This window comes from Streptomyces sp. NPDC055239, from assembly GCF_053606205.1.
The window spans coordinates 809,095-828,423 of sequence record NZ_JBSGRD010000002.1 but is presented as its reverse complement, the minus strand read 5'-3'; the positions used below and the strand labels follow the sequence as shown (position 1 = coordinate 828,423).

Annotated in this window: 14 protein-coding genes, 1 pseudogene and 1 riboswitch; of the genes and pseudogenes, 8 read left to right on the top strand and 7 right to left on the bottom strand. The window is 71.6% G+C overall.

Annotation, left to right across the window (positions count from 1 at the left end; all coding sequences use genetic code 11):
* Nucleotides 1-211 precede the first annotated feature (211 nt).
* From ACWFRJ_RS09865 to ACWFRJ_RS09840, 6 genes and pseudogenes are all read right to left on the bottom strand, one after another.
* Nucleotides 212-1,744: pseudogene (locus ACWFRJ_RS09865) on the bottom strand (ATP-binding cassette domain-containing protein); the annotation flags it as partial.
* Complete coding sequence (locus ACWFRJ_RS09860) at nucleotides 1,741-3,477, bottom strand: ABC transporter ATP-binding protein (protein WP_453526515.1); 1,737 nt, start codon at nucleotides 3,475-3,477, stop codon at nucleotides 1,741-1,743. The gene ACWFRJ_RS09860 and the pseudogene ACWFRJ_RS09865, both read right to left, overlap by 4 nt.
* A 364-nt stretch (nucleotides 3,478-3,841) precedes the next feature.
* Nucleotides 3,842-3,967: a SapB/AmfS family lanthipeptide gene (locus ACWFRJ_RS09855; protein ID WP_383271570.1), complete on the bottom strand. Its 126-nt coding sequence runs from the start codon at nucleotides 3,965-3,967 to the stop codon at nucleotides 3,842-3,844.
* Between the two features lie 47 nt (nucleotides 3,968-4,014).
* Nucleotides 4,015-6,669 carry a class III lanthionine synthetase LanKC gene (lanKC, locus tag ACWFRJ_RS09850; protein WP_453526511.1) on the bottom strand — a complete coding sequence of 885 codons (2,655 nt, stop codon included), beginning with the start codon at nucleotides 6,667-6,669 and terminating at the stop codon, nucleotides 4,015-4,017.
* 205 nt (nucleotides 6,670-6,874) lie between these two features.
* Nucleotides 6,875-7,108, bottom strand: a complete 234-nt coding sequence (locus tag ACWFRJ_RS09845; protein WP_344521034.1) for a ferredoxin — start codon at nucleotides 7,106-7,108, stop codon at nucleotides 6,875-6,877.
* Nucleotides 7,108-8,574, bottom strand: coding sequence for an aldehyde dehydrogenase (locus ACWFRJ_RS09840; protein WP_453526508.1), 1,467 nt, complete (start codon nucleotides 8,572-8,574; stop codon nucleotides 7,108-7,110). The genes ACWFRJ_RS09845 and ACWFRJ_RS09840 overlap by 1 nt, the downstream gene beginning before the upstream one ends.
* Before the next feature lie 184 nt (nucleotides 8,575-8,758).
* On the opposite strand from ACWFRJ_RS09840, the gene ACWFRJ_RS09835 reads away from it, so the two are divergent.
* From ACWFRJ_RS09835 to ACWFRJ_RS09805, 7 genes are all read left to right on the top strand, one after another.
* Nucleotides 8,759-9,808: an MBL fold metallo-hydrolase gene (locus tag ACWFRJ_RS09835; RefSeq protein ID WP_453526505.1), complete on the top strand. Its 1,050-nt coding sequence runs from the start codon at nucleotides 8,759-8,761 to the stop codon at nucleotides 9,806-9,808.
* A gap of 39 nt (nucleotides 9,809-9,847) precedes the next feature.
* A riboswitch (cobalamin riboswitch) is annotated at nucleotides 9,848-9,997 on the top strand.
* A gap of 107 nt (nucleotides 9,998-10,104) precedes the next feature.
* Nucleotides 10,105-11,325 carry a prenyltransferase/squalene oxidase repeat-containing protein gene (locus ACWFRJ_RS09830; protein WP_453526502.1) on the top strand — a complete coding sequence of 407 codons (1,221 nt, stop codon included), beginning with the start codon at nucleotides 10,105-10,107 and terminating at the stop codon, nucleotides 11,323-11,325.
* Nucleotides 11,322-12,026, top strand: coding sequence for an SCO2322 family protein (locus ACWFRJ_RS09825; protein WP_453526499.1), 705 nt, complete (start codon nucleotides 11,322-11,324; stop codon nucleotides 12,024-12,026). The genes ACWFRJ_RS09830 and ACWFRJ_RS09825 overlap by 4 nt, the downstream gene beginning before the upstream one ends.
* 8 nt (nucleotides 12,027-12,034) lie before the next feature.
* Entirely contained in the window at nucleotides 12,035-13,204 is a 1,170-nt protein-coding gene (locus ACWFRJ_RS09820) for an energy-coupling factor transporter transmembrane component T (RefSeq protein ID WP_453526496.1), read from the top strand.
* Nucleotides 13,201-14,889, top strand: coding sequence for an ABC transporter ATP-binding protein (locus ACWFRJ_RS09815; RefSeq protein WP_453526492.1), 1,689 nt, complete (start codon nucleotides 13,201-13,203; stop codon nucleotides 14,887-14,889). The genes ACWFRJ_RS09820 and ACWFRJ_RS09815 overlap by 4 nt, the downstream gene beginning before the upstream one ends.
* On the top strand, nucleotides 14,886-15,734 hold the full coding sequence (locus tag ACWFRJ_RS09810) for an ECF transporter S component (RefSeq protein ID WP_453526489.1): 849 nt from the start codon (nucleotides 14,886-14,888) through the stop codon (nucleotides 15,732-15,734). The genes ACWFRJ_RS09815 and ACWFRJ_RS09810 overlap by 4 nt, the downstream gene beginning before the upstream one ends.
* Nucleotides 15,735-16,090: 356 nt before the next feature.
* Complete coding sequence (locus tag ACWFRJ_RS09805; protein WP_453526486.1) at nucleotides 16,091-16,546, top strand: lytic transglycosylase domain-containing protein; 456 nt, start codon at nucleotides 16,091-16,093, stop codon at nucleotides 16,544-16,546.
* A 101-nt stretch (nucleotides 16,547-16,647) separates the two neighbouring features.
* Here the strand turns inward: ACWFRJ_RS09805 and ACWFRJ_RS09800 are convergent, their stop codons facing one another.
* On the bottom strand, nucleotides 16,648-17,817 hold the full coding sequence (locus ACWFRJ_RS09800; protein WP_453526483.1) for a steroid 3-ketoacyl-CoA thiolase: 1,170 nt from the start codon (nucleotides 17,815-17,817) through the stop codon (nucleotides 16,648-16,650).
* A gap of 262 nt (nucleotides 17,818-18,079) precedes the next feature.
* On the opposite strand from ACWFRJ_RS09800, the gene ACWFRJ_RS09795 reads away from it, so the two are divergent.
* Nucleotides 18,080-19,324: a cytochrome P450 gene (locus ACWFRJ_RS09795; RefSeq protein ID WP_453526480.1), complete on the top strand. Its 1,245-nt coding sequence runs from the start codon at nucleotides 18,080-18,082 to the stop codon at nucleotides 19,322-19,324.
* Nucleotides 19,325-19,329 lie beyond the last annotated feature (5 nt).

Below are 19,329 nucleotides of genomic sequence, written 5' to 3'. Positions count from 1 at the left end.
CGGACAGCTCACGGTAGAGCGAGGAGCTGCCAAGAAGCTCGTCGTGGCCGCCGCACAGGGTGTGCGTCCCGTCCATCACCAGGATCCGGTCGGCGCGGCGGGCCGAGCTGATGCGGTGGGCGATCACCACGAGGGTGCCGCCGGGGCGCGCCGCGAACGCCCGCTCTGCGCGGGCCTCCGCCATCGGGTCGAGGTGGCAGGTGGCCTCGTCGAGCAGGACCAGGGGCGCGTACGAGACATAGGCGCGGGTCAGCGCGACGAGCTGACGCTCACCCGCGGAGAGCGTGGCCGGGTCGACGGGGGCGGTGAGCCCGCCAAGGCGCTCGATCACCCCGCCGAGTCCGACGGCCCGCGCGGCGCTCAGCAGCTCCGCGTCGCCGACGGCGTCCGCGCGCAGATACTCCAGGTTCTCCCGCACCGTACCGCTGAAGACGTACGCCTCCTGCGGGATCAACACCCGCCGCCCCACAGCCTCTTGACCTCGCACGGGCCGCCCCTCCACGCGGACGACACCGCCCCCTGGTTCCAGTAGCCCGGCCACGAGCCCGGCCAGCGTCGACTTGCCGATCCCGCTGGGGCCGACGACCGCCAGATGGCCGCCGCGCGGGACGGTGAGCGACAGGTCGTGTACGACGGGCTCGGCGAGGGGGCCGTAGGCGAAGGTGACGGAGGAGAGCTGGAGCGCGGGGGCCTCTTCAGGGGCGGGGGCCTGCTCAGGAGCGGGGGCCTCTGCTGCGTTCTCCTCACCCGCACCCGGCGCGGGTGCCGCCGCCGTCCCCTCGCCCGGACCCCCCGGAGTCCACGTCAGGCGGCGCAGGACGATCGCCAGGCGGGAGCCGCTCGTACCCAGGCCGTGGATCAGGTTGTGCAGGGCGGGGAGCAGCGCCTGGGTGACGTAGGCGATCGCCCCCACCAGGGCGCCCGGGGTCACTCCGTGGTTCAGGAGCCAGGGAGCCGTGACGAGGAGCAGGACGAGCGGCAGCTGGCCGCCGGTCGTCAGGGCGGCCGTGCGCAGGAGGCCCCAGTGGGCGAGGGCGCGGGCCGCCGCGTACTCCGTGGCGACGCCCCGGTCCAGGTCAGCGGCCACGTCCCGCTCCGCGCCCGCCGCCGCGACATCCCGCAACCCCGGTGTGACCGCGCCCAGTTGACCCGCGATGCCCTCGTCCGCGACGAGGAACCTCTCCTGGCGCCTGGCCAGGGGCCGCAGGCTCGCCACGAACAGGGCGACACCGGCGAGCAGCGGCGGCGCCACCACAAGAAGGAGGAGCGGGGCAAGCGAAAACAGGCCGATCAGTGCGCCCGCCGCCGTGAAGACGAAGGAGCGGGACACCAGGACCAGGCCGGCGAACGTGTCCCTGGCGATCTCCACCTGCTGGGTGAGCCGGGAGACGGAGGCGCCGTCGGCGTCCCGCAGTCCCCGCCCGACGACCTGCCTGACCAGGGTGTCCCGCAGCGGCTCGACCAGATCGGCGACCGAGCGGTACACCCGTCCCGTGCCGTACGCGGCCACGACCACGCCGAGCCCGGCCCCGCCGAGCCACCCGAGACCCACCGCCTCACGGCCCGCGAGGAATCCGTCGTCCAGGGCGCGTGCGAGGGCGTATCCGGTGAGGAAGGTCTGCCCGGTCTCCAGGACGGACCAGAGCGCGAGCCGCAGCAGCACCGGCCACCTGCGCCACAGGAAGCGGACACCTCGGCGGTAGGGGCCCTGCGGGGCCGCCCAGGACGACTCCTCGCGCCTCATGCTCCGAACACCTCCCGGTACTCGGGCCGCTCCCACAGTTCCGCATGCGTGCCCACCGCGCGTATCCGGCCCTCGTGGAGCCAGGCCACGGAGTCCGCGCGGGCCGCCGTCGCCGCGCGGTGGGCGATGATCAGGCGACTGCGGTGCGGGGTGTGGTGGAGCACGGCCTCGGCTATGTGGTGTTCCGTCACCGTGTCCAGGCTCGACATGGCGTCGTCAAGGATCAGGAGCCGCCCGCCTCGCGCGAACGCCCTTGCCAGTCCCAGGCGTTGAGCCTCGCCTCCGGAGAGGGGCGCCTCTGCGCAGGGTGTCGCGTAGCCGTCGGGGAGGCGCGTGATGAAGGGGTCGGCGTGGGCGGCGCGGGCCGCTTCGCGGATGCGGGGCGGCGTCGGGCGCGGGGCGCCGAAGCCGATCGTGCCCTCCAGGGTCGTACCGAGCAGCGCGGGCCGCTCGAAGGCGTAGCCGACTTCGCGGCGCAGCTCCTCGCGGCTGAGCGAGCGCAGGGGGACACCGTCGAGGCGTACGTCCCCTTCGTCGGGGTCGGCGAGCCGGCCCGCGACGGACGCCAGAAGCGACTTGCCCGCGCCGGAGCGCCCGACCACGGCGAGCGTGCCGCCTGCGGGAACCGTCAGGTCGACCCCGTCGAGCACGGCACGCCCGCCGCGAGTCACTCTCACGCCACGCACTTCCAGCAGTCCATCGCCCAAGGGCAGTTCAGACTGCCCGTACGAGGTCTCGGGCTCGGCGAGCACCTCCCCCAGGCGCCTCGCCGCCGCCCTCGCCCGTACCAGTGCCCCCAGCTGTCCGACGAGCATGCCGATCCCGGTGGCGAGCACCGCGTACCGGGAAGCGGCGAGCAACTCGCCGACGGTGATGCGGTCCTGGACCACCAGATGGCCCGCGACCGCGACGACCGCGATCTGCAGGAGGGGCGCGACCGCGACGGCCTGCGCCTGGGAGCGGCCCTGGACCCGCCACATCCGATGTCCCTGGCGGGAGAGTTCGGGCAGCGCCCCGAGGATGCGCCGCGCCTCTTTGTCCTCGGTGTGCGCGGCCGTGACGGTCCTGGCCCCGCCGATCGCCTCGCCGAGGCGGCCCGCGATGTCGCCCTGGACCTGTTGGTAGCGCGCCACGCAGTCGGACGAGACGCGCACGAACGCCCGCAGGAGCAGGACGAGTACGGGTGCGCCCACGACGAACACCACGGCCAGCCAGCCGTCGATCAGGACGAGGGCCACGACGGCGCCGACGGGCGCGACCAGGGCGGCGAGAAGCGCGGCGAGCGTGGCGGGCGCGACGCCCGCGTGTGCCGCGTTGTCGATGAGGCGGGCCACCAGGTCGCCGGGGGCGAAGCGGGCGGTGGCGCGCGGCCCGACGGCAAGGACGTGGCGCCCGACCCGGCCGCGCAGCCAGGCCGTGGTGCGGGCGTTGGTGGTTCCGGTGAGGACGCCGTCGCAGGCGTCGAGAAGTGCGCTCGCGCCGACGAGCGCCGTGCACACGAGGATCCAGCGGGTGGCGTCGGCACCGACGTGTCCGGCCGCGTGCCCCGCGAGCACGGTATCGAGGGCGCGGCCGATGGCGAACGGCAGGAGGAGACTCGCTCCGGCCCCCGCGACGCTGCACAGCACCAGGGCCACGCAACGGGCGGCACTGTGGCGGGTGGCGGCCTTCAACAGTCCCGCGTCGTGGCCGGGCCTGTCGGGCCGAGGAGGCCGGGTGGTCGTGGTCGCCATGCGGTACGGGTCCTCGCAGTCCTCGTGTCCGGGCGGGGTGGCCGGGGGTTGAGCGGCCGTGGTGGAACGCCACGTGACGGCTGCACGTCGTGGAGTGGCCGGGGTGGAGTGGGTCATGGAGTGGCCGGGGCGGAGTGCCAGTAGATGCTGTCCGCGACGAGGCGCCCGGGACCGCTACCCGAGACCTGCCCGTCCGCAACAGAGCGGCCGAGCCGCAGCACCCCGCAACGGCCGTCCGCGACAGATCGCCCCGTAACAGCCATCCGCCACAACAGCCCCTGACATCGGTGGAGCCGGGCGGTGCCTCTGAGGAGAGGCGCCGCCCGGTCCCCCAGGAACCGTGCCGGTCAGGCACGGACCGGTGTCACAGACAGAGCAGGACGCTCGCGTCGCTCCAGCACAGGAGGAGGCTCACGTTGCTGCCGCCACCACCGTGGCCGCCACCGGTCATCTCGTCGGACTCCATGCTCTGCAGGTCGAGAAGTGCCATGGGAGTTGCCTCTCTTTTGGGGACGCAGTTGTCCTTATCGGGTGGTGTCACGACCCCGCTGCGTGGCGGGACCGGCTCTGGGGCCGCCTCAGAGGCGGCAGGAAGGGGACGTGTGCTCCGCCGTCCCCCAGGGCGGCGGCGAGGGCGAGAAGACAGCCCGCCGTTCCGGTGTGCAGGTCCATCGAAAGACGCAGCATCTGGTGGCCGGGGAAGGCGAGTTGGCCCTCGTAAGGCATCGCGAACCAGCCGAGTCCCTCGATCTGCGCGGCGACGTCCTCGGGCGTGATGCCGGGTGCGGTGCTGCGGTTGATGTGCGTAAGCAGTCCGGCCCGCCCTTGGAACAGGCCCGGCTGCACGCAGAAGCGTGAGCGCGCGGTGGTCAGGATGCCCGGCCGCAGCGCCTCGAACCCGGCGTCGTCCCGGTGCGCGAGGTAGTCGTCGACGACCATCCCGATGCCGACGCTGCCGTCGCCGAGGTAGGGCATCGTGCGCCACCCCTCGTCCACCCCGATGCTGCCGTCGGGCCTTGCCACGCACCGGTCGAGGTCCGCGCGCAGGGCCCGCGCCGCCAGGTCGAGGAGGGCGGTGTCGCCGTTCCGCTCGTAGAGCCGGAGGAAGAGGAGCGCGGGGCCGGTCGCCCCGTGCAGCAGTCCGGCCCGGGGCCGCCCCTTCTTCGGCGGGTTTTCGGCAGCGGCAGCGAGGCGGTCGCCGATCAACTCAGCCGCTCGGAGAGCGTGTTGGGCCAGGCCTTCCTCCCCTGCGCTGTGCGCCAGGGCGTCGAGGGCGAGGCCGAGCCCGGCAAGGCCGCCGTTCAGGTCGGAGGGCAGCCGCTGCCAGTTCTCCTGGAGGATGAGCTCCATCAGGTCGAGCGCGCGGGTGCGGTGACCGAGCCGTTCGAGTACGTGGGCGATGCCCGCGAGGCCGTCGTTGAGGCCGAGGGGCGTGCCGGGCGGCGCGGATTCGGTGCGCTTCAGGAGCCAGCGCTCGCCCTCTTCGTAGCGTTCGCCGCCGCCCTCGGCGAGGGCGAGCAGCACTCCGGCCGCGCCGTGTGCGAGGCCGAGCCCGCCGCCGTCGGTGAACGTCGCGATGTCGCCGGGGAAGAGCCGGTCGTCGCGCTCCGGGGTGGCCGAGGCGAGGATGGCCTTGACCATCGAGTCCCGGCTTGCGGGCCAGTCGGCGACGTCGACGAGCGGTGCGGATACAGGTGCGGATACACGTGTGGATGCGGGCGTGGATGCGGGCGTGGACACGGACGCCCCGTCCTGCCCGCCGCGCTCGATCTCCGCCACCGCTTCGGCGAGGAACTCCGCCGGTACGTCAGGGAATTCGGCCGCGATCACTGTCGCGAGGTGCGCCGCCTTGCCCCGGTCGACGGCGAGCAGTGTGGTGATCGGCAGGAAGAGCGCGAGCCGCAGACAGGCGAGGGCATAGAGGTCGACGTCCACGCCCTCGCGGTCGGCGGGCGCGATGAATCCGGGGTGGGCCACGATCTGCCTGCCGCCCTCACCCACACGCCCCGCCGCCTCGAAGTCGAGGAGGGAGACGGACTGTTCGTCGGGCGCGACCATGATGTTGAACATGTGGAGGTCGTTGAAGACGACACCTCGTCCGTGCACGGCCGCGACGGCTTCCTCGACGGCACGGTGGATCCGCAGCGCCCAGGCCGTGTACGCGGCGATCGCGTCGGCGTCCGGTTCGCTGACAAGCAGCGGATGGCGGTCCGCGAAGAAGGAGTTGAGGGTGCGGCCCTCAAGGAAGTCCATGACGAGGAAGCGGTGGCCGCCCAGTTCGAACCAGTCCCGCACCTCGGGCGCGACGCCGAGGCCCGCCAGTTTCTCCAGCGCGTCCCGTTCGCGCTCCAGACGGGCCACGGCGTCGGCCCCGTCGGACGCCAGGCCCGCGTACGGCCGGCCTTCCTTCAGGACGACCTTGCGGCCGTCCCTGGTGTCGGTGCCCACATAGACCCCGCCGCCGTTGGAGAAGTGCAGCGCCTTTTCCATGCGGTACGGCAGGTCGCTGACCGTCGTGTTGTTGCGCGCCGTCAGCTGGGATTCGAGGAACGGCGGGAGCGTCACCCACTCGGGGACCCGGAAGGCAGGGTCGCGCGAGTCGGGGACGAGGCACCCCTGATCGTCCTCGATCGCGGGGACGAGACCACCGCGCTCGTCGGCGCACATGCGGCGGGTGAAGGCGCCGTACCTGACGTACAGCGGGCCTTCCTGCCAGCGCAGGTCGGTGAGGATGTAGGGGCCTTCCTGCCCTGCGAGTAATCGCCCCAACTCGCCCAGAACAGCGTGCAGTTGCTGCTCGTCGGCGGGGTAGATCGTCGCGAACTTCCCGCTGCCGTCGCGCCCCGCGTACTTGCTGTTGCGCAGGTGGAGCAGGCGCCGTCCCGCGATGTACTTGAAGGGGACGGAGCGCGGCACGCAGTAGTCCGTGACCACTGCGGCGATCCGGTCGGCGTTCTCCAGCGTGGCGGAGACGTGGATCTTCCAGCCCTGCTGGGGCGCGGTCCTCGCGTGCCCGTCCTCGTCGACGGGGACGAAGGTCAGCCAGTCGCCCTGGCGCGCCGACCGCCATCCCGGCGGGACCGGGCGCCCCGCCGTCTCGAAATCGGGGGCGCTGCCGCCCACGGACAAACGGTCCGGAGTCTCGTAGAAGTGCCTGTCGGCCAGACAGTAGACCTCGTACCGCTTGTCCACGGTGTCCCCTCCCCCTTGTGGTCTGGAGGAGAGATTTCCAGGCCGCAAAGGGGACGGACAGTCACGGATGTCATCGATCGGCCATGCGGAACGCATGGGTAAAGTCCTGTTCGCACCCGTTCGATCGAACATAATACGTACAGGGCTTATGCAACCCAGTGTCGGCGGCGTCGCGGAAGTGAAGTCCCGGCCAACGCCAGCCCGATCAGTCCTCCGGCGGGAAGACGACCTCCCCGCTGCCGGACAACGTGATCGTGATCGCCTCGACCGGACACCCCTCGGCCGCTTCGAGCACCTTCTCGTTGGCGTCGGTCTCGGGATCCGCGGGGTGCGACTGCCGGGCGGAGTCGAGCGCGAACCCGCCCGGTGCCGTGATCACGCACATCCCGGAGCCGATGCAGACGGAGCGGTCCACCTCGACGTGCCAGCGGTCACCCATCAGGCACCCGTCCCCTCATAGCCCGCCGGGAGGTGGATCATCTTGTGCTCGAAGTACTCGCCGTACCCCTCGGGCCCGAACTCCCGCCCCAGACCGGAGTTCTTGTAGCCGCCGAACGGTCCGAGCATGTCGAGGCTGAAGGTGTTCACCGAGTACGTTCCGGTGCGCACCCGGCGCGCGATGTCGATGCCGCGCTCCACGTCCGCCGTCCACACGCTGCCGCTGAGCCCGTAGTCCGAGTCGTTGGCGATCTTCACGGCCTCGCTCTCGTCGCCGTACGGAAGAAGGCAGATGACCGGGCCGAAGATCTCCTCGCGGGCGACGCGCATCGAGTTGTCCACGCCGCCGAGGAGCGTGGGCTCGACGTACCAGCCCTCGTCGAGCCCCGCCGGACGCCCGCCGCCCGTCAGGATCTTGGCGCCCTCCTCCTGGCCGATGCGGATGTAGTCGAGCGAGCGCTGCTGCTGCCGCTTGGCGACCAGCGGGCCGAGTTCGGTCGCCGGGTCGAGCGGGTCGCCGACCTTGAGCGCTCCGGCCGCGGCGGCGAAGGCGTCGGCGAACTCGTCGTAGCGCGAGTGCGGCACGAGGATGCGGGTCTGGGCCACGCACGCCTGGCCGTTGATCATCCAGGCGAAGGGGACGATGCCGGCGACCGCCGCCGACGCGTCCGCGTCCGGCAGGATCACCGCGGCCGACTTGCCGCCCAGCTCCAGGGTCACGCGCGTGAGATTGCGGGCCGCGACCTCCATGACGCGCTTGCCCGCGCCGACGGAACCGGTGAAGGACACCTTGTCGATACCGGGGTGCCCGACGAGGTACTCGCTCACCTCGCGGTCCGCCGAGATGATCGAGAGCACACCCTGCGGAAGACCCGCCTCGGTGGCGATCTCCGCGAGTATGTAGGCGTCGAGCGGCGCCTCGGGCGAGGTCTTGAGGATCACCGGGCACCCGGCGAGCAGCGCGGGCGCGAGCTTGGCCGCCGCGGTGAACTGCGGGACGTTCCACGGGACGACGGCCGCCACGACGCCGACCGGCTCGCGCCGGACGAGGATCTTGCCGAGTGCTCCGTCGCGCTCCTCCTCGTAGGTGAAGTTGCGCGCGACCGTGAGCGCCGAGTCCCAGACCATCATCGCGGCCAGGGCCTGCACCATCACGCTCGAGGTGTACGGGGTGCCGTTCTCGGAGCTGATGACGCGGGCGATCTCCTCGTGCCGTACCGCGAACGCGTCCTTGATCTTGGTGATGACCTCGATCCGCTCGTCGAGCGTCATCCGGGGCCAGGGCCCGTCCTCGAACGCCCTCCGCGCAGTGGCGACGGCCCGGTCGACATCGGCGGGCGCGGCGTGCGGCACCCGCGCGAAGACCCGGCCGGTGTGCGGCGAGATCACCTCGATGACGTCCTTGCCGAGGGGGTCCACCAGCTCCCCGCCGATGAACAGCTGTCCGTGTTCCACGAGCTCGGTCATGGCTGACTGCCTCCTGCGGGATTCCGCCTGCGCGGCACGCTTTCTGACACTGTTTCAGAACTGATACCAGTTCTAGTTCCAGTAGTCCACGGAGGGCAAGGCTCAAGTAGCCTGAGTGAACGGTCGACTTGGGCGATCATTGGAACTAGTTCTAGTTACGGACGAGAGAAGAAGAGGGCGCCCGATGACGCAGGTGACCGAACCGCAGGTGACCGAGCACGGCGGGGGCGTATGGAGCATCAAGGTCCCGATCCCCGACAACCCCCTGGGCTTCACCCTCGTCCATCTCCTGGACACCGACGCGGGCCCGGTCCTCATCGACACGGGCTGGGACGACCCCACGTCCTGGGACGCCCTCGCCACCGGCCTCGCCGCCTGCGGCACGTCCGTCGAAGCGGTGCACGGCGTCGTCATCACCCACCACCACCCCGACCACCACGGCCTCTCGGCCAAGGTCCGCGAGGCATCGGGCGCGTGGATCGCCATGCACGAGGCGGACGCGTCGGTCGTACGCCGCACGCGCACGGGGCCGCCCGCGCGCTGGTTCGACTACATGGTGGAGAAGCTGACGTCCGCAGGCGCCCCCGCCGAGCATCTGACACCGCTGCTCGCCGCCCGCGACGCTGGCCGCGCACCCCGCCTCCCGGGCATGGCCGCCGCGCTCCCCGACCGGGACATCACACCGGGCGAGCTGCTCGAACTGCCGGGGCGCAGGCTCCGCGCGATCTGGACCCCGGGTCACACCCCCGGCCACGTCTGCCTGCACCTGGAGGAGGAGCACCCGGCGCGACTGCCCGGACACGGCCGTCTGTTCTCCGGCGACCATCTGCTCCCCGGCATCACCCCGCACATCGGCCTCTACGAGGACCCCGACGACGACACCGTCACCGACCCCCTCGGCGACTACATCGACTCCCTGGAGCGCATCGGCCGCCTGGGCCCCGCCGAGGTCCTTCCCGCGCATCAGTACGCGTTCACGGACGCCCCGGCCCGGGTGCGGGAGATCCTGGCCCACCACGAGGAGCGTCTGACGGACCTGCTCGCCCTCCTCGCCAAGCCCCTCACCCCCTGGCAGCTCGCCGAGCAGATGGAGTGGAACCGCCCCTGGGCCGAGATCCGCTACGGCTCGCGGAACATCGCGGTCTCCGAGGCGGAGGCCCATGTGCGGCGCCTGGTGAAGCTGGGGCGGGCGGAGGCAGTGGGCAACGATCCGGTGCGGTACCGGGCGGTGTGACCTCGGGTCCCCCGGGGCGGGCACCCCGGGCCGGGCTCCCTACGGGCCGGTAGAGTGAGCCCGTCGTCATCATGCCCGTACGGGGGAAAGCCGGTGCGAATCCGGCGCTGACCCGCAGCCGTGAACCGCGTCAGCGGGTAGCCGGAATGCCCGGTACGGAGCATGACCGGCTCGCTTCATCGGGGCCCCCGATGAGTGGCACCGTCGAGGTATACGGAGCCGGAGCCGCCCGGTGCCCGTGCCCGCTACGTGCCCGTGCTGCCCCGCTCCCCGCAGGGAGAGGCACCCGCCGCATCATGAACGTTCGCCGCAGCGCAGCGGTCCTGGCCGCCGTCGCCGTGTTCGGTTCGGCCGCCGCCCCGGCCGCCTTCGCGGAGAGCCCGTCGCCGTCGCCGTCCGCCGCGCTTCCCTCCGGTCTCTACGGCGACTCGGACCCCAAGTTCGACGGCGTGTTCCGGCAGTCGTACGCGCTGCTCGCCCAGGACGCGGTCGGTGTGAAGCCCGCCGCGAAGTCCGTCGACTGGCTCACGGGCCAGCAGTGCTCGAGCGGCGGTTTCACCTCGTACCGCGCCGACGCGAGCGAGCCGTGCGACTCCAAGACCATGGTCGACAGCAACATGACGGCGTCCGCCGTGCAGGCGCTCGCCGCGCTCGGCGGTCAGGACAAGGCGGTCAAGAAGAGCGTCGGCTGGCTGAAGTCGGTGCAGAACCAGGACGGCGGCTGGGGCTACAGCCCCGGCATGGACTCCGACGCCAACTCCACCGGCATCGTGATCGGCGCGCTCGCCGCCGCGGGCGAGAAGCCGCAGTCGGTGAAGTCGCAGGACGGCAAGTCCGCGTACGACGCGCTGCCCGCCCTCTCGATGAGCTGCGAGAAGGACGGCGGAGCCTTCGGCCTCGCGGACGTCAAGACCGGCAAGCTCGCGCCGAACGCGGACGCCACGGCGGCGGGCGTACTCGGCGCCCACGGCAAGGGCCTGGTCGTGGACGAGGCGAAGAAGGAGGCCGCAGCCCCGAAGTGCGCGAAGGCCGACACCGCCGAGCAGGCGGCGTCGAACGGCACGGGCTACCTCCTGAAGACCCTCGCCAAGGGCGACGACCACCTGATGTCCTCGCTGCCCGGCGCCAAGAACATGCCCGACCTGGGCAACACCGCGGACTCCGTGCTCGCGCTCGCCGCGGCCGGCCAGCCGGAGCAGGCCAAGAAGTCGGCCGAGTGGCTGTCGAAGAACTCCGCGGAGTGGGCCAAGAAGTCAGGCCCCGCCGCCTACGCCCAGCTGATCTTCGCCGCCCACGCATCGGGCCTCGACCCGCGCGACTTCGGCGGCGCGGACCTGGTCAAGCAGCTGAACGCGACGGGTCCCGCCCCGCAGGCGACCGAGAAGGCCGCCGACGAGAAGAAGGACAGTGACGACGGCGGCGGCCTGAGCATCTGGTGGATCATCGGCGTCGGCATGGTCGCCGGTATCGGCATCGGCTTCCTGTACAGCGGCAACAAGAAGAAGCAGCAGCTGTGACGCGGGGTCGCGCGCGGTGGGGCCACCTGGTGGTGGGGGCGTTCGTCGCCGCCCTGCTCGGTGTCCTCGCCGCCGCCCCCGCCCAGGCCGCCGGTTACCGCTACTGGTCCTTCTGGGACCGGGACGGCTCCAAGTGGGCCTACGCGAGCCAGGGGCCCAGCACCGCACGGCCCGAAGACGGCGCCGTCCAGGGCTTCCGGTTCTCCGTGTCCGAGGACTCGCAGGACTCCGCGAAGCCGCGCGGCACCACTGGCGACACGGGCGACACCAGCACCGCCGCGGACTTCGCCGCCATCTGTGCCAAGACCCCCGCGAAGGACGGCCGCAAACGGATCGCCCTGGTCATCGACTTCGGTACCCCGGGTGACGCCCCCGAAGGCGAGACCCCGCCGAAGCCGCGTACCGCCTGCGCGCTGATCGCGGAGGACGCGACGAGCGCGGACGCCCTCGCCGCGGTCGCGAAACCACTGCGCTACGACAGCAACGCGCTCCTGTGCGCCATCGCCGACTACCCGAAGTCGGGGTGCGGGGAGCAGGTCGCGGGCAACGGCGAGTCCGAGAAGAAGTCGGAGAAGACGCCCGCCGCGAGCGACAAGGGGAGCGACTCCGGTGGTCCCTCCGTCGGCCTGATCGCGGGTGTCGCCGCCATCGCCCTGCTCGGCGGGGCCGCCCTCTGGCAGGCACGCCGCCGACGCGGCTGACCCGCACCATGAACGATCACCCGAGCACCGCACCCGGTGCGCTGCGGCGGCGCCTGGCCCCCGAAGCGCACCGGAGCAACGCGCTGCACCCGGGCGCCTGGTGGGTGTGGGCGCTCGGGCTCGGCGTCGCGGCGTCCCGCACCACCAATCCCCTGCTGCTCGGTCTCCTCATCGGGGTCGCGGGCTATGTCGTCGCGGCACGCAGGACGTCGGCACCGTGGGCGCGGTCGTACGGCGCGTTCGTGAAGCTGGGTCTCGTCGTGATCGCGATCCGGCTCGTCTTCGCCGTCGTCCTCGGCTCCCCCATCCCCGGCAGCCACGTCATCGTGACGCTCCCCGAAGTGCCGCTGCCCGACTGGGCGAAGGGCGTGCGGATCGGGGGCAGGGTGACGGCCGAGGGGCTGCTCTTCGCGCTCTACGACGGGGTGCGCCTCGCGGGACTCCTCATCTGTGTCGGCGCGGCCAACGCCCTCGCGAGCCCGGCCAGGCTGCTCAAGTCGCTGCCGGGCGCGCTGTACGAGGTGGGGGTCGCCATCGTCGTCGCGATGACGTTCGCGCCGAACCTGATCATGGACGTGCAGCGTCTTCGGGGAGCGCGGCGCCTTCGCGGGCGTGCGGACAAGGGCATCCGGGGGCTGCTCCAGGTCGGGCTCCCGGTTCTTGAGGGCGCCCTTGAGCGGTCGGTGGCCCTGGCCGCCGCGATGGACGCGCGCGGCTTCGGCCGCAGCGCTCCGGTGCCCGCAGGGGTGCGCAGGACCACGGCGGTACTGACGCTCGGCGGCCTGATGGGCGTCTGCGCGGGAACGTACGGCCTGCTCACGGCGGGTGGCACTGGGTACGGCCTGCCCGTCCTGGCCGTCGGTCTGCTCGCCGCCCTCGCGGGACTGCGCCTGGGCGGTCGGCGCTCCGTCCGCACCCGCTACCGCCCCGACCCCTGGGGCGTCCGCGCCTGGCTCGTCGCAGGGTCGGGGATCGCGGTGGCGGGTCTGATGATCTGGGCCGCCTCGTACGACGCTGCCGCCCTGCACCCCGGAGTCGTCCCCCTGACCGCGCCGACGCTGCCGCTGTGGCCGGCGGCGGCCGTCCTTATCGGTCTTCTGCCCGCCTTCGTGGCGCCGGTGCCCGCCGATTCCGCCGCCCCTGTTTCCACCCGCGTTCGCTCCAAGGAGTCCTCATGATCCGCTTCGAGGATGTCTCCGTGACGTACGAAGGGGTCGCGGAGCCCACCGTGCGCGGGGTCGATCTCGCCGTGCCCGAGGGTGAGTTGGTGCTCCTCGTCGGGCCTTCGGGGGTCGGCAAGTCGACGCTGCTCGGCACGGTGAGCGGGCTCGTGCCGCACTTCACCGGGGGCACCCTGCGGGGCCGTGTGACGGTGGCGGGGCGCGACACCCGTACCCACAAGCCACGTGAACTCGCGGACGTCGTCGGCACGGTGGGCCAGGATCCGCTCTCGCACTTCGTGACGGACACCGTCGAGGACGAGCTCGCGTACGGCATGGAGTCGCTCGGACTCGCCCCCGACGTGATGCGCCGCCGGGTCGAGGAGACCCTGGACCTGCTCGGCCTCGCCGATCTGCGCGACCGCCCCATCGCCACGCTCTCCGGCGGTCAGCAGCAGCGCGTCGCCATCGGCTCGGTGCTCACGCCCCACCCCCAGGTCCTCGTGCTCGACGAACCGACGTCGGCCCTCGACCCGGCCGCCGCCGAGGAAGTACTCGCCGTACTGCAGCGGCTCGTCCACGACCTGGGCACGACGATCCTGATGGCCGAACACCGCCTGGAGCGGGTCGTGCAGTACGCGGACCAGGTGCTGCTGCTCGCGGCGCCGGGCGAGGCACCCGTGCTCGGGGATCCCGCCGAGCTGATGGCCGTCTCGCCCGTCTACCCGCCGGTGGTGGGCCTCGGCCGCCTCGCGGGCTGGTCCCCGCTGCCGCTGACGGTGCGGGACGCACGGCGCAGGGCGGGCGCGCTGCGGGAGCGCCTTGCTCTCGCGGGAGCCGGTCCGCACGAACGCGAGGAGGCCACGGCCACACCTCCTCCCGAATCGCGCCGCCCAGTCCTGCGCAGGTGCACGAAGACGGATGCCACGGAGGCAGCCGCCGCGAGCATCACCGGCCTTGCCGTCCGCCGGGGCCGCGTGGAGGCCCTGCGCCGCGTGGACCTCACCGTCCGCGCGGGCGAGACCGTTGCCCTGATGGGCCGCAACGGCGCTGGCAAGTCCACGCTCCTCTCGACACTGGTCGGCCTGCTCGAACCGTCGGCGGGCTCGGTCCGCGTGGGCGGCGCCGTCCCGCACCGCACGGGCCCGCGCGAGCTGATCCGCCACGTGGGCCTGGTCCCCCAGGAACCACGTGACCTCCTCTACGCGGACACGGTGGCCGCCGAGTGCGCCGCCGCCGACCACGACGCGGCGGCGGAGGCGGGTACCTGCCGCGCCCTGGTCACCGAGCTGCTCCCCGGCATCGCGGACGACACCCACCCCCGCGACCTCTCGGAGGGCCAGCGCCTGACCCTGGCCCTGTCGATCGTCCTGACCGCACGCCCTCCCCTTCTCCTCCTGGACGAGCCGACCCGGGGCCTCGACTACGCGGCCAAGGCCCGCCTGGTCACGCTCCTGCGCGGCCTGGCCGCCGAAGGGCACGCGATCGTCCTGGCCACGCACGACGTGGAACTGGCGGCGGAGCTCGCCCACCGGGTGGCGATCCTCGCCGACGGCGAGATCGTCGCGGACGGCCCGACCCCGGAGATCGTGGTCTCGTCCCCTTCCTTCGCCCCGCAGACCACCAAGATCCTGGCCCCGCAGAAGTGGCTGACGGTCACAGAGGTACGGGAGGCGCTGCGCGAGGAGGGTGGGACCGCGTGAGCCCCGCTCCCGCCACCGGTCGGGCCGTCCCCCGCCAGGCCCGCCCCATCCGCCTCGGCCCGCGCTCCATCGGCGCCCTCGCGCTCGTCAGCGCGGTCGGCGTCGTGGCCTTCGGGTGGCCGCTCGTCGCGAGCGGGGAATCGGGGCTCAGCGCGCACGCCCAGGACGCGCCCTGGCTGTTCGCGGCGCTGCTGCCGCTGCTCCTCGCCGTCGTCGTGGCGACGATCGCCGATGTCGGGCTCGACGCGAAGGCCATCGCGATGCTCGGGGTGCTCGCCGCGGCGGGGGCCGCGCTGCGGCCGCTGGGGGCGGGGACGGCCGGGATCGAGCCGATGTTCTTCCTCATGGTGCTCAGCGGGCGTGTGCTCGGGCCCGGGTTCGGGTTCGTGCTCGGCTCCGTGTCCATGTTCGCCTCGGCGCTCCTCACCGGGGGCGTCGGGCCGTGGATGCCGTTCCAGATGCTGTCCATGGGGTGGGTCTGCATGGGCGCGGGGCTGCTGCCGGGCGCCCACAGCCTTCGCGGGCGGCGCGAGCTGTGGTTGCTCGCCGCCTATGGAGCCGTCTCGTCCGTCCTGTACGGCACCGTCATGAACCTCCAGGGCTGGCCCTACATCGGCGGCCTGGCGACCGGCGTGTCCTTCGTGCCGGGCGACCCCGTCGGCGACAACCTCGGCCGCTTCATCGCGTACTGCCTTGCGACCTCGCTCGGCTGGGACCTGCCCCGCGCCGTCGTCACCGTCCTGCTGAGCCTCGCGCTGGGGCCCGCGGTCCTCAAGGCGCTGCGCCGGGCCACGCGCAGGGCCGCCTTCGAGGCCCAGGTCACATTCGAGGGGCCCAAGGCGTAGGCGGCTGCCCGCTCTCCGTTACATGGAGGCCCCTTCGGGGTGAGGCGGCGCACAGGTCTTTGGTCCTCTACGAAGGGGGCTCGTAGAGCATTCGCCTTGTCGCGGACGCGTCAATATGCGCCCTGACCTGGGGATTGAGAGCCACGTCACACAAAGGACCTTCTTCCTGCATGCGACATCCACTAGTAAAAGGGGTCATTGCGGAGACGCTTCAGCCCTGTTTCTCTGGATCGAGTCGCACAGCGCCACCGACCCAGGACCCCGGCCCAGGACCCCGGCGCAGACGCATTCCCCCAGCCACACCCCGTGGCCCACGGCATGCCCGCGACACCATGTTCCCCACGGAAGGTCACGCTTTGTCCGCCACGCTTTTCCGCCGTATCGCCACTCCGAAGAAGGCCCTCGCCGGTGCCGCCGTGGCTCTCGCCACGACCGGCATGGTGTTCAGCGCGGGCGCGGCCCAGGCCGCCGCCCCGACCGAGGCGAAGGCCGCGGCTCCGGCCGCCGCTCCCGCCGCGGCGCCTTCCTCTTCGCAGGCGATCGCGAAGAAGATGATCAAGGACCCCGCTCAGTACAAGGCGTTCAGCAAGATCGTGGAGCACGAGAGCGGCTGGAACCACAAGGCCACGAACTCCTCCTCCGGCGCCTACGGCCTGGTCCAGGCCCTGCCCGCCTCGAAGATGGCGTCGGCGGGCTCGGACTGGAAGACCAACCCCGAGACCCAGATCAAGTGGGGCCTCGACTACATGAACGACCGCTACGGCAGCCCCGTCGGCGCGTGGAACCACTGGCAGGCCAACGGCTCGTACTGAGCCGTCGGGACTCCCTGAACCAGGGCTCCCTGAACCACACGAAGGCGGCCACCCCCGGAGAGGGGGTGGCCGCCTTCGTCGTACGCGAGGGAGCAGTCCACTCAGAGCCGCTGAATGATCGTCCCCGTAGCCACAGCCCCGCCCGCGCACATCGTGACCAGCGCGAACTCCTTGTCGCGGCGCTCCAGCTCATGCAGGGCGGTGGCGATCAGGCGTGCCCCTGTCGCCCCGACCGGGTGACCGAGCGCGATCGCGCCCCCGTTCACGTTCACCTTCTCCAGGTCCTGCTCGAAGACCTGCGCCCAGCTCAGGACCACCGAGGCGAACGCTTCGTTGATCTCCACGATGTCGATGTCCTTCAGGGACATCCCCGCCTTGCCCAGGACCGCCCGCGTCGCGTCGATCGGCCCGTCCAGATGGAAGTGCGGATCGGCCCCGACGAGCGCCTGCGCCACGATCCGCGCTCGCGGCTTCAGCTTCAGGGCCCGCGCCATCCGCTTCGACGCCCACATGATCGCCGCAGCCCCGTCCGAGATCTGCGAGGAGTTGCCCGCGGTGTGCACGGCGGTCGGCATCACCGGCTTGAGCCGCTCGAGGCCCTCCATCGACGTGTCCCGCAGCCCCTCGTCCCGGTCGACGAGCCGCCACATGCCCTGCCCGGCGGCCTGCTCCTCCTCCGTCGTGGGGACCTGGACGGCGAACGTCTCGCGTTTGAAGCGCTCCTCGGCCCAGGCGATGCCGGCCCGCTCCTGCGAGATGAGGCCGAGCGAGTCGACGTTCTCCCGCGTGAGACCCCGGTTGCGTGCGATGCGCTCGGCCGCCTCGAACTGATTGGGCAGGTCTACGTTCCACTCCTCGGGGAACGGCTTGCCGGGCCCGTGCTTGGATCCTGACCCCAGCGGCACCCGTGACATCGCCTCGACGCCGCAGCTGATCCCCACGTCGATGACACCGGCCGCGACCATGTTCGCGACCATGTGGCTCGCCTGCTGCGACGAGCCGCACTGACAGTCCACCGTCGTCGCGGCGGTCTCGTACGGAAGGCCCATCGTGAGCCAGGCCGTGCGCGCCGGATTCATGGACTGCTCCCCGGCGTGGGTCACGGTGCCGCCCACGATCTGCTCGACGCAGTCCGCGTGGATGCCCGTGCGCCCGAGGAGCTCTCGGTAGGTCTCGCCGAGCAGATAGGCGGGGTGGAGATTGGCGAGCGCGCCGCCGCGCTTACCTATGGGGGTGCGTACGGCTTCGACGATGACAGGTTCCGCGGCCATGGGCGTCCTCTCCATCCACATCCCGCGGGGGCGTCCCGGCACCCACACGGAGAACTAGTACGCGTTCTAGTTCTGTATGCAGTCTGCTGAGCGGGAGCCCGGCACCGCAAGGGGCTTGCACGCACCTTGCGCACTACCTGCACGAAAGACGGCTCGCCGTGGGCCTTGCCACTTGTAGAACCCGTTACTACCTTGCGGGACATCTCCTGATGGACCGTCAGAAGAAAAGTGACGCTGCCCGACCGAGCTCCTGGAGTTGCCGATGCCCTGTCCAGCGCTGCCCGACGGGTTCGACTTCACCGACCCCGACCTGCTCCAAGAGCGCGTACCCCTACCGGAGTTCGCCCAGCTGCGGCAGACGGAACCGGTGCGCTGGATCACCCAGCCGCCGCGCATCTCCGGCTTCGACGACGCGGGCTACTGGGCCGTCACGCGACACGCGGACGTCAAGTACGTCTCCACGCACCCGGAGTTGTTCTCCTCGAACCTCAACACCGCGGTCATCCGCTTCAACGAGACGATCAGCCGGGACCAGATCGAGGTCCAGAAGATGATCATGTTGAACATGGACCCGCCCGAGCACACACGGGTCCGCCAGATCGTGCAGCGCGGCTTCACGCCACGCGCCATACGCTCGCTCGAAGACGCCCTGCGCCATCGCGCGAGCTCCATCGTCGAGACGGCCCTGGCGAACGCCTCGGCCGACGGCTCCTTCGACTTCGTCACGAACGTCGCCGTCGAACTCCCCCTCCAGGCCATCGCCGAGCTCATCGGCGTACCCCAGGACGACCGGACGAAAATCTTCGACTGGTCCAACAAGATGGCGGCCTACGACGACCCGGAGTACGCGATCACCGAGGAGGTCGGCGCCGAGGCGGCCATGGAGATCGTCTCCTACGCGATGAACCTCGCAGCCGCCCGCAAGGAGTGCCCGGCCAAGGACATCGTCAGCCAGCTGGTGGCGGCCGAGGACGAGGGCAACCTCTCCTCCGACGAATTCGGCTTCTTCGTCATCCTGCTCGCCGTGGCCGGGAACGAGACGACCCGCAACGCCATCACCCACGGCATGCACGCCTTCCTCACGCACCCCGAGCAGTGGGAGCTCTTCAAGCGCGAGCGACCCGATACCACCGCCGAGGAGATCGTGCGCTGGGCGACCCCCGTCGTCTCCTTCCAGCGCACCGCGACCCAGGACACCGAACTCGGGGACGTGACGATCAAGAAGGGCGACCGCGTCGGCATCTTCTACTCCTCGGCCAACAACGACCCCGAAGTGTTCGACGAGCCGGAGAAGTTCGACATCTCACGCGACCCGAACCCGCACCTCGGATTCGGCGGCGGAGGCCCGCACTTCTGCCTCGGCAAGTCGCTCGCGGTCCTGGAGATCAACCTCATCTTCAACGCGATCGCGGATGCCCTGCCCGATCTGCGCCTGGTCTCCGACCCCCGCAGGCTCCGCTCGGCCTGGCTGAACGGAGTCAAGGAACTGCAGGTCAACACCGGCTGACCTGC

Bases quoted from the DNA above. Each gene is read 5' to 3' on its own strand.
- ACWFRJ_RS09855 (WP_383271570.1), bottom strand. From the start codon at position 3,967: ATGGCACTTCTCGACCTGCAGAGCATGGAGTCCGACGAGATGACCGGT.
- ACWFRJ_RS09795 (WP_453526480.1), top strand. From the start codon at position 18,080: ATGCCCTGTCCAGCGCTGCCCGACGGGTTCGACTTCACCGACCCCGAC.
- ACWFRJ_RS09830 (WP_453526502.1), top strand. From the start codon at position 10,105: ATGAACGTTCGCCGCAGCGCAGCGGTCCTGGCCGCCGTCGCCGTGTTC.
- ACWFRJ_RS09845 (WP_344521034.1), bottom strand. From the start codon at position 7,108: ATGGGTGACCGCTGGCACGTCGAGGTGGACCGCTCCGTCTGCATCGGC.
- ACWFRJ_RS09840 (WP_453526508.1), bottom strand. From the start codon at position 8,574: ATGACCGAGCTCGTGGAACACGGACAGCTGTTCATCGGCGGGGAGCTG.
- ACWFRJ_RS09835 (WP_453526505.1), top strand. From the start codon at position 8,759: ATGACGCAGGTGACCGAACCGCAGGTGACCGAGCACGGCGGGGGCGTA.
- ACWFRJ_RS09820 (WP_453526496.1), top strand. From the start codon at position 12,035: ATGAACGATCACCCGAGCACCGCACCCGGTGCGCTGCGGCGGCGCCTG.
- ACWFRJ_RS09815 (WP_453526492.1), top strand. From the start codon at position 13,201: ATGATCCGCTTCGAGGATGTCTCCGTGACGTACGAAGGGGTCGCGGAG.
- ACWFRJ_RS09800 (WP_453526483.1), bottom strand. From the start codon at position 17,817: ATGGCCGCGGAACCTGTCATCGTCGAAGCCGTACGCACCCCCATAGGT.
- ACWFRJ_RS09860 (WP_453526515.1), bottom strand. From the start codon at position 3,477: ATGGCGACCACGACCACCCGGCCTCCTCGGCCCGACAGGCCCGGCCAC.